Origin of the sequence: Hafnia sp. CBA7124 (genome assembly GCF_002355555.1) — a bacterium.
GTDB lineage: Bacteria > Pseudomonadota > Gammaproteobacteria > Enterobacterales > Enterobacteriaceae > Hafnia > Hafnia alvei.
In genome coordinates, this window is record NZ_AP017469.1 from 1411763 (window position 1) to 1426890 (window position 15128).

The 15128-nt window shown below is 49.8% G+C and carries 13 protein-coding genes; 3 read left to right on the plus strand and 10 right to left on the minus strand.

Annotated features, from left to right (window positions below):
* Positions 1-177: 177 nt before the first annotated feature.
* The 3 genes from CPY98_RS06590 to CPY98_RS06600 form a co-directional block, all read right to left on the minus strand.
* Complete coding sequence (locus tag CPY98_RS06590) at positions 178-912, minus strand: LytTR family DNA-binding domain-containing protein (RefSeq protein WP_043492037.1); 735 nt, start codon at positions 910-912, stop codon at positions 178-180.
* Positions 909-2600, minus strand: coding sequence for a sensor histidine kinase (locus CPY98_RS06595; RefSeq protein ID WP_043492039.1), 1692 nt, complete (start codon positions 2598-2600; stop codon positions 909-911). The genes CPY98_RS06590 and CPY98_RS06595 overlap by 4 nt, the downstream gene beginning before the upstream one ends.
* Positions 2601-2819: 219 nt before the next feature.
* Positions 2820-3194, minus strand: coding sequence for a MysB family protein (locus CPY98_RS06600; protein ID WP_040045784.1), 375 nt, complete (start codon positions 3192-3194; stop codon positions 2820-2822).
* Positions 3195-3385: 191 nt separating this feature from the next.
* On the opposite strand from CPY98_RS06600, the gene CPY98_RS06605 reads away from it, so the two are divergent.
* From CPY98_RS06605 to mdoH, 3 genes are all read left to right on the plus strand, one after another.
* Complete coding sequence (locus tag CPY98_RS06605) at positions 3386-3718, plus strand: DsrE family protein (protein WP_226929994.1); 333 nt, start codon at positions 3386-3388, stop codon at positions 3716-3718.
* A gap of 498 nt (positions 3719-4216) precedes the next feature.
* Positions 4217-5713, plus strand: coding sequence for a glucan biosynthesis protein G (locus CPY98_RS06610; protein WP_038502720.1), 1497 nt, complete (start codon positions 4217-4219; stop codon positions 5711-5713).
* The gene (mdoH, locus tag CPY98_RS06615; RefSeq protein WP_043492042.1) at positions 5706-8255 is read left to right on the plus strand and encodes a glucans biosynthesis glucosyltransferase MdoH; all 2550 of its coding nucleotides are present in this window, start codon (positions 5706-5708) and stop codon (positions 8253-8255) included. The genes CPY98_RS06610 and mdoH overlap by 8 nt, the downstream gene beginning before the upstream one ends.
* A gap of 70 nt (positions 8256-8325) precedes the next feature.
* On the opposite strand, the gene CPY98_RS06620 is transcribed toward mdoH, so the two are convergent.
* The 7 genes from CPY98_RS06620 to CPY98_RS06650 form a co-directional block, all read right to left on the minus strand.
* On the minus strand, positions 8326-9147 hold the full coding sequence (locus tag CPY98_RS06620; RefSeq protein WP_052959258.1) for a hypothetical protein: 822 nt from the start codon (positions 9145-9147) through the stop codon (positions 8326-8328).
* 191 nt (positions 9148-9338) lie between these two features.
* Complete coding sequence (locus CPY98_RS06625) at positions 9339-9725, minus strand: VOC family protein (protein ID WP_096386888.1); 387 nt, start codon at positions 9723-9725, stop codon at positions 9339-9341.
* 137 nt (positions 9726-9862) lie between these two features.
* Positions 9863-10630, minus strand: a complete 768-nt coding sequence (gene moeB / locus CPY98_RS06630; RefSeq protein ID WP_096386891.1) for a molybdopterin-synthase adenylyltransferase MoeB — start codon at positions 10628-10630, stop codon at positions 9863-9865.
* A 2-nt stretch (positions 10631-10632) separates the two neighbouring features.
* A complete protein-coding gene (gene moeA / locus CPY98_RS06635) occupies positions 10633-11871 on the minus strand; it encodes a molybdopterin molybdotransferase MoeA (RefSeq protein ID WP_096386894.1) in 1239 nt (412 codons plus the stop codon).
* Positions 11872-12085: 214 nt separating this feature from the next.
* Positions 12086-12928, minus strand: coding sequence for an S-formylglutathione hydrolase (fghA, locus tag CPY98_RS06640; protein WP_096386897.1), 843 nt, complete (start codon positions 12926-12928; stop codon positions 12086-12088).
* An 82-nt stretch (positions 12929-13010) separates the two neighbouring features.
* On the minus strand, positions 13011-14135 hold the full coding sequence (locus CPY98_RS06645; RefSeq protein WP_046449830.1) for an S-(hydroxymethyl)glutathione dehydrogenase/class III alcohol dehydrogenase: 1125 nt from the start codon (positions 14133-14135) through the stop codon (positions 13011-13013).
* On the minus strand, positions 14122-15090 hold the full coding sequence (locus tag CPY98_RS06650; protein WP_096386900.1) for a LysR family transcriptional regulator: 969 nt from the start codon (positions 15088-15090) through the stop codon (positions 14122-14124). The genes CPY98_RS06645 and CPY98_RS06650 overlap by 14 nt, the downstream gene beginning before the upstream one ends.
* Between the last annotated feature and the right edge of the window lie 38 nt (positions 15091-15128).

Consider the following 15128-nt stretch of genomic DNA (forward strand, 5'->3'; position numbering starts at 1 on the left):
ATAGTATATAGCACTTTTTAAAATGTTGGATTTAGATATTAGCTCTATAAATATAGTTATTTGGTCTGTTTGCTATGTGTTGAACAGCGTTTTTAACATGAGGTTGATCGAAATGGATCTCGCAATGAGATCCATCAGAAGGCAGTTGGCTAAATATAGATTTGAATTGATTCGATCCTATAACCGCATAAGTTGGCGGAATGCTTTTACTTTTCCACGGCTTACCGGGACTTCAAACTCAAGATCGGTGAGGCGCAGTACATAGGTGTTATTAAACCACGGTACGATCTCTCGTATTTTAGACAGATTGACGCAGTACGAGCGATGGCAGCGGAAAAACTTCTCTTCAGGCAATCGGTTACAGAATTCAGTAATGTTCATAGGCATCACAAACTCTTCGCGACGGGTATAGACTCGGGTGACCTTTTCATCCGCCGCTGCATAATAAATATCGTTGCACTCGGTGACGATGATGCGTTCGTCTTTTATCAGGTTAATCGTTTTGGGGGCTGGACGCGCTACGGTGTTGTTATGGGTCAACTCTTGTTCGCGCTGGTGGCTGGCCTCTAGTTTTTGCAGCATGGTGATGATGCGTGACTCATGATAGGGCTTGAGAATGTAATCAAAGGCCTCTAACTCAAAGGCTTCTACCGCATGCTCTTTGTAGGCGGTAATAAAAATAATCTGTGGCTTACGCGCAAATTTGCTGAGATTTTGCGCCAGCAGAACGCCGTCCAACGAAGGGATATTGATGTCGAGAAAAATAGCGTCCACTTCGTTGTGCTGCAGGTATTTAAGTACATCCAGACCATCCTCGAAGGTACCCACAATCTGAATTTTGCTGTGGGTTCGGATCAGGTAGCTTAACTCTTCCTGCGCTAAAAATTCGTCTTCTACAATGATCGCTTTCATAGCGTATTAACCTCCTTGGGTTCTCGCACCGTCAGTTCGTTGTGCGTAGGAACGCTTGGGGTAATGTAAAAATAGATCTCGGTGCCGGGCTCAAGGCGGCGGATATGCAGCCCCTCGCCATACAGCAGTTTGACGCGCTGGTGTACGTTGAGCAGGCCAATTTTATTATTTGGCATGTCGCCGTGCGTCACTCGGTCAATGGTTTCCTGGCTGATCCCGTTGCCGGTGTCTTTGATAGAGATTCTTATCCGGTTATCTTTCTTTTTAACCGCAATCGCCACCACGCCTTTGCCGCGACATGGCTGTATTCCGTGCACAATTGCGTTTTCAACTAACGGCTGGATGAGCAAGCTAGGAATGGTTAAATCAACGTCGTCGATGTCAAAAATAACCGTCAACTTACTGCCGAAACGCGCTTTTTCAATCGCCACATAGTCTTGGATTTGGTGTAGCTCGCGCTTGATGTCGATGTGTTCATCGTTGAGCTCCAGATTAAAGCGCAGGTAGCTGGCCAAATTAATGATCAGCTGTCGAGCGGTATCAGGATTGGTGCGAATAGAAGAAGAAATCGCGTTGAGCGCATTGAAGAGGAAATGGGGGTTAATCTTGCTTTGCAATGCGCGTAGCTCGGCCTTATCTGCCATTTCGCGTAGCTGTTCAATGCGAGAAACTTCGATTTGCGTTGAGATAATCTGCGATAGACCAACGGCCATGACCTTTAATGAATAGGTAATTTTGTGCGCATGGCAGTAATAGATTTTTAGCGTACCGGTGACTTCGCCTTTTTCACGCAGCGGGATAATAATCTGTGAATGGATCTGCGGCGTGCGATGGGCTTCATCGTTGTTATTGATCGTGATGTCACCGCGCTGAATGGTTTGGCGCGTCACATCGCTAATCAGCTCTTCGCCAATATTGTATTGCTCTTCGCCCACGCCCACGTAGGCGAGAATATTTTCGGTATTAGTGATGGCGACGGCATCGGCGTTGATATCTTCGCGGATGATCCGGCAAATAGTCATCAGTGATTCACTGTTGATATTGCGGAAGTAGGGCAGCGTTTTATTGGCGATATCGAGAGCCAGCTTCGCCTGACGCGCCGCAATGACCTCTTTTTCATCTTCAACGCTTTGTACCAACAGCACGATCAAACCGATGCAGCCCGCACCCAGAATCATCGGTAAACCGATGTGCTCAACGATATCGATCCCCAACGGTTTTGAATCGATAAAGGCGATAATCAACACCATCGTCAGGCTTTCGCACAACATGCCCGCTAAGATACCCGCGCTCCAGCGTTTTTCTTTCGCAATCCGTTGATGGATCCACGCTGAAATAATCCCGGCGATGATGCTGCTGATTAAGCATGGGATCGCGGTTACGCCATCCATATCGATCAAATAGCGATGTACGCCCGCGATGACGCCGGTTGTTATCCCCACCCAGGGACCAAAAAGTATCCCGCCGGAAATAACCGCAATGATACGCACGTTGATTAATGCGCCTTCAACGCTGATACCGTTATAGGTACTAAACAGGGCGAAGGTGGTAAAAATCGCGGTGACGGCGGCCAGCTCAACCCGCGTATGCTGCTCTTTTTGCAGCAGTTGGCGGAACAGGCGAATGCGTGTCAGAAAAAAGATGCAGATCAGCATCAAAGCGGCGCGTTCAAACACCGCCAGCAGCATATTGAAGTTTTCTTGCAAAATATTATAAACCGAATAATTCAGTGTGTAGATGTATGGCGATTATAGCCATAAAGCCCCCGTGATGATAACCAACCAGAGCGATGGCGCAGATTGCCGTAATCAGGGAAGGGGAGGGCGTTGTTTCTAGGCGAAAATCAATCTATCGCAGATGAGCTCTGCGATAGCATGAGGAAGTGTTTTACCGAAAATGCACCGCGACTAATTTTGTTCTTCCCACTCGTCTGAGGCGGCTTCACCTTCTTCGGTATCTAACGGTGGTTCGTACTGGAAGTCATCTTCATCCCATTCGTAGAGCGTGTTCTCAGTGATCCACTCTTCGCGAATTTCTACCTCATCATAGTCATTATCAAAAATTGCCTGAGCTGCTTCACCGCTAAATAGCGGTACGCCATCACCACCTTCATCTTCGGTAGCGTGGAATTCCGCGAGCCACATGATTTCCCCATCCTGCATGACATATTTTTGCAGATTGAATTGGGCGACCTGTGAGGCGTCATCGCTGTTTTCATGATCGGCTAAATAGGCTTCTCTGGCGGCCTCTATAGCTTCATCTAAGGTCAGATACATGTCCATGATGTTTCTCGCTATTGGTTGTGGTTATGAAGTTTGAGTTCAAATATCAATTGTTGATAATTTCTGCAAAGGTGCAAGAAAACGACAAGATTTTTTTGTGCGCTATCTTGGCAAGATATCTGCTCAATCATGACTTTGACTTCTCCTACTGTTATGGTTCAAGCCTCCTTTTGTAGAAAATGATGACTAAAATGAAAGTTGTATTCCATGTTTCAGAATCAACGCACTGCATTCCCGCATTTAACAGCGCCACTAATCTATTGAAAGCGCGCAATGGTAAATATACCGATATTCATATTGTGTTTACCGGCTCAGCCATCAGCACGCTGATTGCCGACAGTGACGAATCGCCAAACTGGGAGACGTTGCAGCAGGCCAACGTCATTTTGCTGGCATGTGAGAATGCAATGCGGGCGAATAGCATTACGCTGGATCGGCTATTGATGGGGGTGAACTCAGTTCCTGCGGGCATATTGGCACTGGTTGAACACCAGCAAGACGGTTATTTTTACATCAAACCTTAGCGGACACTTCAATTCGATGGCTATATTCGGTGGCCCGCTATACGCAGTCTCACTTAAACAATTGTGATGTTATCGCTTTTACTTTCCTTATTAATGAATTGGTCAATCGGAACTATGGATAAAAAAGCAGCTTTTTTCTATTAAGGACCACGTTATGGCTGGCTGGTTTAAATTTATTCAGTGAAATTTTTTATCTTGCACAATCAGGCATTTATTAGGGATCTTCCTAAAAAACACTTAATGTAACATTTTGATTTTAAATGCTAATTTAATTCTAATTGACGTTGAGTATAATTAAATTCAATCCTATTGGGTTGCAACCCTTATTAGGTTGTTGTCGACGGGGTGAGTAATCAATTACTATGCTTCCAACAAACCAATTTATTACTGAGTTCTTCGTTTCGTAGAGCACCATCAGGGGGGTATGTGCTAACACATTTATTAACCACCCGGCCCAAGTTTCGCGCTTTAACAGGGCTGGCTGCATCAGTATTTCTGATGCTCGCAACAACACAGGCATGGGCGTTTTCGCTAGATGATGTTGCAAAAAAAGCACAATCTCTGGCAGGGGAGTCTTTCAAGGCACCTAAAAGCAACCTGCCTTCAGAGTTTCGTGAGATGAAGTTTGCTGACTATCAGCAGATCCAATTCAATCATGACAAACCCTACTGGAATAACCTTAAAACTCCATTCAAATTAGAGTTCTACCATCAGGGTATGTATTTTGATACGCCGGTTAAGATCAATGAAGTGACGGCAACGTCGGTTCGTCAGATCAAATATAACCCGGACTACTTTAATTTTGGCTCAGTGAAACACGACCCAGAGGCCGTGAAAGACTTGGGCTTTGCGGGTTTCAAAGTGGTTTATCCGATCAATCAGGCGGGTAAAAACGATGAAATCATGAGCATGCTGGGCGCAAGCTATTTCCGCGTTGTGGGTAAAGGCCAAGTCTATGGTCTTTCTGCACGTGGTTTGGCTATTGATACCGCACTGCCGTCTGGCGAAGAATTCCCGCGCTTCCGCGAATTCTGGATTGAACGTCCAAAAGCAAAAGATAAACACTTGGTGATTTACGCGCTGCTGGATTCTCCACGCGCAACCGGCGCATATCGCATGATTGTGACTCCGGGTACTGACACCGTGGTTGATGTGCAGTCACGTGTATATCTGCGCGACAAAGTGGGCGTGCTGGGTATGGCACCGTTAACCAGCATGTATTTGTTTGGTTCAAACCAGCCATCTACTAACGTGAACTATCGTCCACAGCTGCATGATTCTGAAGGTCTATCGATTCATGCTGGCAACGGCGAATGGATCTGGCGTCCACTGAACAATCCTAAACATCTATCCGTAAGCACCTTCAGCGTTGAAAATCCGAAAGGTTTTGGCCTGCTGCAGCGTACTCGTGACTTCTCTCAATACGAAGACCTAGACGATCGTTACGATCTGCGTCCGGGCGCTTGGGTTGAACCACGTGGTGTTTGGGGCAAAGGTAAAGTTCAGCTGGTGGAAATTCCAACGGCCGATGAAACCAACGATAACATCGTGGCATTCTGGATCCCGGCAAGTCTGCCAGAGGTCGGAAAACCTATTAATCTGGATTACCGTCTACACTTCACTCGTGATGAAGCAAAACTGCATGACCCTGCGTTAGCGTGGGTGAAGCAGACTATGCGTTCAACCGGTGATGTGAAACAGTCTAACCTGATCCGCGAACCAGACGGCACAACCGCGCTGATTGTTGATTTTGTTGGCCCAGCGCTAAAAGCGTTGACGCCTGATGCACCTGTAACCACTCAGGTGACAACGGATGACAACACTAAACTGGTGCAGAACGATTTACGTTACAACCCGGTAACCGGCGGCTGGCGTCTGACGCTGCGCTTTAACGTTATCGACAACAAAAAACCGGTTGAGATGCGTGCTTATCTGATCAAAGAAGATAAACCGCTGAGTGAAATCTGGAGCTATCAGTTACCTGCCAATGAATAAGTCTACTGAGAATGCCGATGCCTATCTAAAGGCATTGGCGATGAGCGCGGAGCAAGAAGCCGCGCTCAGGCAGCAAATGACCGCATCACAGGATGTTTCTGTGGATGCGGTGCATAGGTCGCTGGCCTCAGACGATGTTCAACTGTCGGATTTAGAGGCGCTCGATGCGCCTCTTTGTTCAGTTGAATCACGTCTTGAGATGGGCTGGTCGGATACGCTGGAAGAGAAAGCATTGCTGACAAAAGATGCGGCAGGACGAACTGCGATCAAAGCAATGCCCACCATTAAGCGTACGTCGATGTTTCCTGAAAAGTGGCGCACCAATCCGGTTGGCCGCCTGTGGGATGGCCTGCTAGGCAGAACGCAGCCGCCGAAACACCAGTTTAAAACCGCGGCAGAAGCCGAGGCCGATAAACGCTGGCGTAAAGTGGGCTCAATGCGCCGCTGGGTTTTGCTTATCCTGATGCTGACGCAGACGGTCATCGCCACCTGGTACATGAAAACCATTCTGCCGTATCAAGGTTGGGAATGGATCGATCCAGCTTCAATGCTAGAGAAACCGATCATGCAGTCGGTGATGGAGTTGCTGCCCTATGTTCTTCAGTTTGGAATATTAGTGCTGTTTGCCATTCTCTTCTGCTGGGTATCGGCCGGTTTCTGGACAGCGCTGATGGGCTTCCTTCAGCTCTTGATAGGCCGCGATAAATACAGCATTTCCGCTACAACGGTTGGGGACGAAGCGCTCAATCCAAAACATCGCACCGCGCTTATCATGCCGATTTGTAATGAAGACGTATCCCGTGTATTTGCAGGGCTACGAGCAACTTATGAATCGGTGGTGGCGACAGGGCAAATCGAACACTTTGATATCTTTGTGCTGAGCGATAGCTACGATCCCGATATTTGCGTGGCAGAGCAAAAAGCATGGATGGAGATCTGCAAAGAAGTCGGCGGTGAAGGGCGTATCTTCTATCGTCGTCGTCGTCGTCGTGTGAAACGCAAATCCGGTAACATCGATGACTTCTGCCGTCGCTGGGGCGGAGAATACAGCTACATGGTTATTCTTGACGCCGATAGCGTGATGAGCGGCGACTGTTTAACCAATCTGGTTCGTCTAATGGAAGCCAACCCAAGCGCGGGGATTATTCAATCTGCGCCGAAGGCGACCGGCATGGACACCATGTATGCGCGTATTCAGCAGTTTGCAACGCGTGTATATGGGCCATTGTTCACCGCAGGTTTGCATTTCTGGCAGTTAGGTGAATCGCATTATTGGGGCCACAACGCCATTATTCGTGTGAAGCCGTTTATCGAACACTGCGCGCTGGCACCGCTGCCGGGCAGCGGCACCTTTGCCGGTTCCATTTTGTCACATGACTTTGTGGAAGCCGCATTGATGCGTCGCGCTGGCTGGGGGGTGTGGATTGCCTATGACCTGCCGGGCTCCTACGAGGAATTACCCCCGAACCTGCTGGATGAGCTGAAGCGTGACCGTCGCTGGTGCCAAGGTAACCTGATGAACTTCCGCCTATTTTTGGTGAAAGGGATGCATCCGGTTCACCGTGCGGTATTCCTGACGGGCGTGATGTCGTATCTGTCGGCACCGTTATGGTTTATGTTCTTGGTGCTCTCAACGGCGCTACAGGTGGTGCATACGCTGATGGAGCCGCAGTACTTCCTGCAGCCGCGACAGCTATTCCCAGTTTGGCCACAGTGGCGTCCTGAACTGGCGATTGCGCTGTTCTCAACCACGTTGGTGCTGTTGTTCCTGCCAAAACTGCTGTCTGTGGTGCTGATTTGGGCCAAAGGTGCTAAAGAGTACGGTGGTTCATTCCGCCTGCTGATTTCCATGCTGCTGGAGATGTTGTTCTCCGTATTGCTGGCACCGGTACGTATGATTTTCCATACCGTATTTGTGGTGAGCGCGTTCCTTGGCTGGTCAATCACCTGGCAGTCTCCGCAGCGTGATGATGATGCTACGCCGTGGAGTGAAGCTTTCCGTCGTCATGGTTCGCAGTGCTTACTCGGCCTTATCTGGGCGGGTGGCGTGGCGGTGCTAGATCTGCGTTTCCTCTGGTGGCTGTCACCGATCGTGGTGTCGTTGATCCTTTCACCAGTGGTTTCGGTGATTACGAGCCGTCGCACGCTGGGCGTGAAGTGCAAACGTGCTAAGATCTTCTTGATCCCCGAGGAATACTCTCCTCCGGTTGAGATGGTGGCGACCGAGCGCTACGTTGAGCTCAACAACAAGCGTGAACTCGATCATGGCTTCCTGCGTGCGGTGTTTGATCCTGCGTACAATGCGTTGGCGACCGCAATGGCCACTTCTCGCCATCATGCGCATGCTGCTATTGCTAAAGCACGTGAAGAGCGCGTAGAGAAAGCCTTGAGCACCGGGCCTCAGGAGCTTAGCCGAGACGAACGCTTGGCGCTGCTGAGCGATCCTGTTACGTTGGCACGCCTTCATCAGTTACTGTGGAGCACGCCAGAGCGCTATCCTCAGTGGACTCAGGCTTATCAGGCACTGAAGCCTGCGGCCTAACCGCTTAGCTGAGCTAAAATGCGGAAAAGGGTGTTTGCCGAAAAGCAAACACCCTTTTTTTATCTCGCGATTAAGGATGGGCAGCGCGGTGGGGCGGGTAGTACAAGATGTCTTGTTGCAGCATAAAGCGTGACGTGATGCTTTTTAGCTCGCCTTGATAGTCAAAGCTGATGATTTCCTGCTTCTCAGACAGTATGCAGTTCCCGCTGTTATCCCATTTTTGACACTCGGTGATATAGGTAACATGAGGCGTTTTGGTGGTAGAGCTGAGATCTTTTCCGTTATCGGTAAAGGTTGAAAGGGTGTCATTATCGTTTTTCACCACTTTCTCTAATCGCCCATCAGGACGATACAGATACATACCAAATCCCGGATTACGGCCAACGGCAACGTAAAAGCGTACCTGATCGTCAGGCGTATAAAAATAGTACTGATTAGTAATGCCAATCGTGTTGTCGCCAGCTTCGACTTCGGTCACTTTTACAATTCGGCCACGCTCATCCGTTTTATAGGCGCTGATGAGCTGTGAAATATCTTGCTCATGGCCGGTTTGAACGGCTACCACGCTGCGGCTCATCCAACCGATATCATCCAGCACTAAGCGACTTTCCCAAACAGGGTTGGGGCCGTAGCTTTGACCGGCAGCCTCGATTTGCCCATTACGAGCAAACTCGATGCTGATATCACGCAGCGTATCTTGGCTTTCAGGTCCGATAACATACTGATGATAGCTTTTGGCTGGGCCAACGATATCGCCTTCCATCAAGATAATATTGTTGGAGCGCACAATGTGTGAATTACCGATAATCGGTGGAGCCGCTATCGCGCCGGAAGGCAATAACACAACGGCGAGTAGCGTTGCAGCAGCGAGTAAAGTCTCTGGAGGCCGCATTCATGCTCCTTGTTGCGGTATGATTTAGCCAAAATACGCCTAGCGTTAATTGTTAACAGGCATAATTCTATCGTGACGAGCAGTGATGCAAACGTGTCTTAATTGATAATACACCAGGCTAGAAAGAGAAGGAGGACTGAATGGGCTATGCGGTAGGAATTCACAGCCCTGAGCGGTCATTATTGAGTCGCTTAAAGACGATTGGCGATTTCAATCAGATTGCCGTCGGGGTCACGCAAATAAATAGAGCTAATTTTTCCGCTGGCACCCGTGCGAGTTACCGGCCCTTCAATAATCTCGACGCCGCAGCCAATCACCCATAAAACAACCTCTTGCAGCGGCTGAACCGTGATAAAGCAGAGATCGGCGCTGCCTGGTGTTGGATGTTTAGCATAAGGGCGAAAAGGCGATTTGGCCGCGTGAAGATTGATTTTTTGCTCACCAAACGTAAGCGCCGTACGGCCTTCGCTGCCAAAGGTTTCAACCCCCATCCCCAGAACCTGCTGATAAAACTGGACGGATTTGTCGATATTAGCCACGGTGAGAACTAAATGATCCAGCGCGGAGAGTTTAAGCATGGGCAGGCGGCTCCAAAAGATGATGTAAATATGAGTGAAAACGAATTCGAAGAGTAAAACGTTATTCAGCCACCATAACGTTTTACTCTGATGTTATTCAACATTTACGCAACAGATAGGAGCACAGACCAGAGCGATTATGGGTGACTGCACACTTCGCAGGAAGGATTTTTAGCCAGCGTCATTGAACGCCACTGCGAACTCATTGCGTCGTACATCATCAGCCGCCCACGGGGAACCGTGCCGAAATGTGCCAATAACTTAATGGCTTCCATCGCTTGCATGGCACCGATAATTCCGACCAACGGTGACATAACACCCGCTTCCACGCAGGTGAGGGCGTTAGCGCCAAATAAGCGGCTTAAACAACGATAGCAAGGCTCGTCTTCTTGATAGGTAAATACGCTAACTTGCCCTTCCATGCGGATAGCGGCACCGGACACTAAAGGCGTATGCAGATTGAAGCATAAGCGATTAAGACGATCGCGAATATCGACGTTATCCGTGCAGTCGAGAACCACGTCAGCCTGCTCGATAAGCGTGGTGAGCTCGGCGTCCTCTAGCACGGCATTTACGGTATGCAACTGGGTGTGAGGGTTAATCTCTTGGAGCGATAAACGCGCAGACTCGACTTTTGCCATCCCGATGCGCGCATCGCAGTGCAAGATTTGGCGCTGTAAATTAGAAAGAGATACCGTATCAAAGTCGACAAGCGTCAAGGTTCCTACCCCTGCCGCAGCGAGATATTGGCTGGCTGGGCAGCCTAAACCACCCAACCCAATAATCAGCGCATGCGAGGCTTTTAGCTTTTCCTGACCGTCGAAATCAAAACCGCGCAGCACGATCTGGCGGTTATATCGCATCATCTCAGCATCGCTAAGCTCTTCGGGTATCTCTTTGCTCATGTTTAAAATCTCAACAGCGGATTAAACAATTCTACATCGACTAACTCACCGGCTTTAACCGAGCCGCGCTCGCGCTCTAAAACAATAAAAGCATTGCCGAGGGTAAATGAGCTGAAGACGTGTGAACCTTGATGGCCTGTGGTGCGCACTTCTAGTTCGCCCTGAGCATTCGCACTCACGATGCCGCGCTGGAAATCTAAACGACCCGGTGATTTTTTCAGCGGAGTCATCGCCTTGGCTTTTAAACGTGCCGGTGGCTGCCAGTGGGTATCGCCAGAAAGATGGGCAATCAGCGGTTGCACCAGCTGATAGAACGTCACCACGGCTGAAACAGGGTTGCCCGGCAGGCCGCAGAACAACGCGCGATTAAGCTGACCAAAAGCGAATGGTTTACCCGGCTTCATGGCCAGTTTCCAGAAACTGATTTTCCCAACTTCATCTAAAATTTGTTTGGTGAAATCGGCTTCGCCAACGGAAACGCCGCCGCTGCTAATCAATAGATCAGCATGCAGATCGCCTGCCTTAAAGGCCTCGCGCAGCGCCTGTGGATCGTCGCGGATAATGCCTAAATCAATAATCTCGCAGTGCATTTGCTCAAGCATTAAACGTACGGCAAAACGGTTCGTGTCGTAAATCTGCCCTTCTTGCAAAGGCGTGCCTACCGGCTGTAGCTCATCGCCGGTTGAAAACAGAGCGACTTTCAATTTGCGCACAACTTTAATTTGAGCAATGCCTAAAGACGCTAACAGAGGAAGTTCCGCCGTGCCTAAACGAACCCCTGCGGCTAATACTTCAGCGCCTTGGCGAATATCTTCACCGGCCAAACGGATATTTTGTCCTTGCGCTGGCATCGCCGTAAAACGCACGCCTTGTTCGCTGAGTTCAGCCTGCTCTTGCATGATAACCGCATCGGTTCCTGCTGGTACGGACGCGCCGGTCATAATACGAATGACGCTGCCTGCTGGCCATTCACCGCTGAACGGGCTGCCTGCAAATGCTTTGCCAGCAACAGGAAGTACGGCGTCTGGTGTGATGTCTTGCAAACGAACGGCGTATCCGTCCATGGCTGAGTTAGCAAATGGAGGAACATTTAACGGAGAAATAACGGGAAGAGCAGTGATACGGCCAGCGGCATCGGTCAGCGCAACGTCTTCCACATCGGAAATGGCTGATGTTTGTGAAAGTAATTTTTCCAGCGCTTGCTCAATAGAAATCAAATCAGATGTGTTGTAACAATCCATCGGTTGGCTCCGTACAGGGTTCCCGACAGCCGATCTCAGCTCAGGAGGGAATAAATAATGCGGCTATTATGGCAGAAATCGGAGAAGGGGAGAATGCTTGCGTAACCCGCTTATTGCCCATGTGCGCAGGTTCAGAGGGTGAGTTCGATAGGCATCATAAAAAATGGCCGCAGGTGCGGCCATGAAATTCAGCGTGAATGAAATCTCATCGATATTACGCTAAGCCAAGGTGTTCGGCATGGAAGCGCAGGTGATCTTCAATAAATGTCGCGATAGTAAAGTAGCTATGATCATAACCCGGCTGGATACGTAAGCGCAGTGACCATTCGTTCTGACGAGCCAACTCGGCAAGTTTGGCGGGTTGTAATTGATCCGCTAAAAACTGATCGTCATCGCCCTGATCGATGAGGATCGGGAACGTAGGCTTTTGCTGCGCAATCAGACAACAGCTGTCATAGCTCTGCCAAAGAGAGCGATCGTCGCCCAAATAGGCCGCGAAGGCTTTGCGCCCCCAAGGTACCTGCGTTGGGTTAACGATAGGCGCAAAGGCAGACACCGATAAATACTGATGTGGATTACGTAATGCCAGCGTTAGCGCACCATGTCCCCCCATCGAATGACCACTGATGGACTGCTTTTCACTGACGTTGAAATGCTCGCGAATAAGCGCTGGCAGCTCCTGCGTGATGTAATCATCCATTCGATAATGGCTATTCCACGGAGCCTGCGTGGCGTTCAGATAAAAACCGGCGCCTTGTCCCAGATCGTAGCCCGCATCATTGGGCACTGTATCGCCGCGCGGGCTGGTATCTGGGATCACTAACGCTAAACCTAGCTCGGACGCAACGCGCTGCGCGCCAGCCTTGGTGGAGAAATTTTCGTCATTGCAGGTTAAGCCTGACAGCCAATAGAGTACCGGCGGCGGTGCATCGTCGGCTGTGGGAGGCAAATAGATGCTAAATGTCATCAGACAGTTGAGTGCATCAGATGCGTGGCGGTAGCGCTGCTGCCAGCCAGTGAACAGACGATGCTCTTCTAACAGTTCCAGTGAATCCACGACGTTCTCCTATCCGAGATAATAGGCGCGATGATTAAATCTTCTGCGCCCATTATTTAGGTATGTTCGTTATTCGTTTTGACTAGCGGTCAAAGTGAATAACGGTACGAATCGACTTACCTTCATGCATAAGATCAAAGGCTTCGTTAATTTCATCCAAGCTCATAGTGTGGGTAATGAAATCGTTGAGGGCAAACTCGCCGTCCATGTAGCGCTGTACGATACCCGGCAATTGGGTGCGGCCTTTAACGCCACCGAATGCGGAACCGCGCCATACGCGACCGGTCACCAGTTGGAATGGACGGGTGGAGATCTCTTCGCCCGCGCCAGCCACGCCGATAATAACCGACTCGCCCCAGCCTTTATGGCAGCATTCAAGCGCTGAGCGCATCACGTCTACGTTGCCGATACATTCAAAGGAAAAATCGACGCCGCCATCGGTCAGTTCGACGATAACTTGCTGAATTGGCTTATCGTAATCTTTTGGATTAATGACATCGGTTGCGCCTAACTTGCGCGCCAGTTCAAATTTGTCAGTATTGATATCGACACCGATGATACGTCCCGCGCCCGCCATTTTGGCACCAATAATGGCAGACAGACCGATACCGCCCAGACCAAAAATCGCTACGCTGTCGCCCGGCTTAACTTTAGCGGTGTTGACCACGGCGCCCATACCGGTGGTTACGCCACAGCCCAGCAGGCAAACTTCTTCCAGCGGGGCTTCCTTGCTGATTTTCGCTAAGGAAATTTCTGGCACAACGGTGTATTCAGAGAACGTAGATGTACCCATGTAGTGGAAAATTGGCTTACCGTCTTTAGAGAAACGCGTTGTGCCGTCTGGCATCAAGCCTTTGCCCTGGGTTTCACGAATGGCTTGGCACAGATTGGTTTTGCCTGACAGACAGAACTTACATTTGCCACATTCTGGCGTATATAGCGGGATCACATGATCGCCCACGGCGACGGTGGTCACGCCTTCACCCACGGCCTCAACGATGCCCGCGCCTTCGTGGCCCAAGATCGCTGGGAATACGCCTTCAGGATCTTTCCCTGACAGGGTATATGCGTCGGTGTGGCACACCCCGCTGGCGACAATGCGAACCAAAACCTCGCCTTTTTGTGGCGGCATCAAATCAACTTCTTCGATGGTTAATGGTTGATTTGGCCCCCAAGCGACGGCGGCGCGAGTTTTAATCATTTGCATGGTGTGCTCCTGGTTCTTTTTGATGTAAGACGATGGCGTGCTCTGACGCGGGAATATCGATAGTATCTGGCTGTTCTTCTATGCGCTCTTGTGCGCGCTCTTGCTCAATGATTTGCATTTTAAGCGCACGAATATTGGGATTAAACGCATCGCGTCGCCAGATAAGCCACGTTGCAGTTTGGGCGATATCGTCAGGCAATGCGTGTACGGCCACACGTTCATGACCGGGTAAAAGAGATAACACCGAGCGCGGGATCATCGCAATACCGGCACCGCTGGCGGCGCAGGCTAACATGGCGTGATAAGACTGAATTTCCATAATCGCGCCGGGAACGGCACCATCTTGCTGAAACCACGATTCAAAACGCAGCCGATACGAGCAGCTAGGTCGAAAGGCAAACAGTGTTTGATTAGCGGCGTCTTTAGCGCGGGTAATCGGTGGATGCTCAAGGCTAGAAATCACCACCATCTCTTCACGAAAAGCGATACAGCCATTCAGCTCATCATGATTGAGTGGCCCGTCGACTAACCCCGCAGCCAGCGTTCCCGCGCGTACTTTTTCGGTTATCTCTCCCGAAGTCCCCGTCACCAACGAGAGTGCCACCTGAGGATAACTTTGGTGATAGGCCGCCAATAACACCGGCAAACGCGTTGCGGCGGTGCTTTCCATTGAGCCTAACGCAAAGCTGCCTGCCGGTTCTCCGGCATGCGTGATGCTCATTGCTTCGTCGCTGAGCGCCAGAATTCGTTTGGCATAGTTGAGGAAGTTATGTCCCATCGGTGAAAGGCGTAAGCGCTGTTTTTCTCGAATGAACAGATCGGTGCCCAGCTCCTGCTCTAGCTGACGCAAACGGGTGGTCAGGTTGGAAGGAACGCGATGAAGTAGCTCCGCTGCACGAGCAACCGAGCCAGTTTCAGCTACGCTACAGAACATGCGCAGTTGGGTAAGATCCATATTCATTCTCTTAACGTGAATAACTTGATTATCATTAT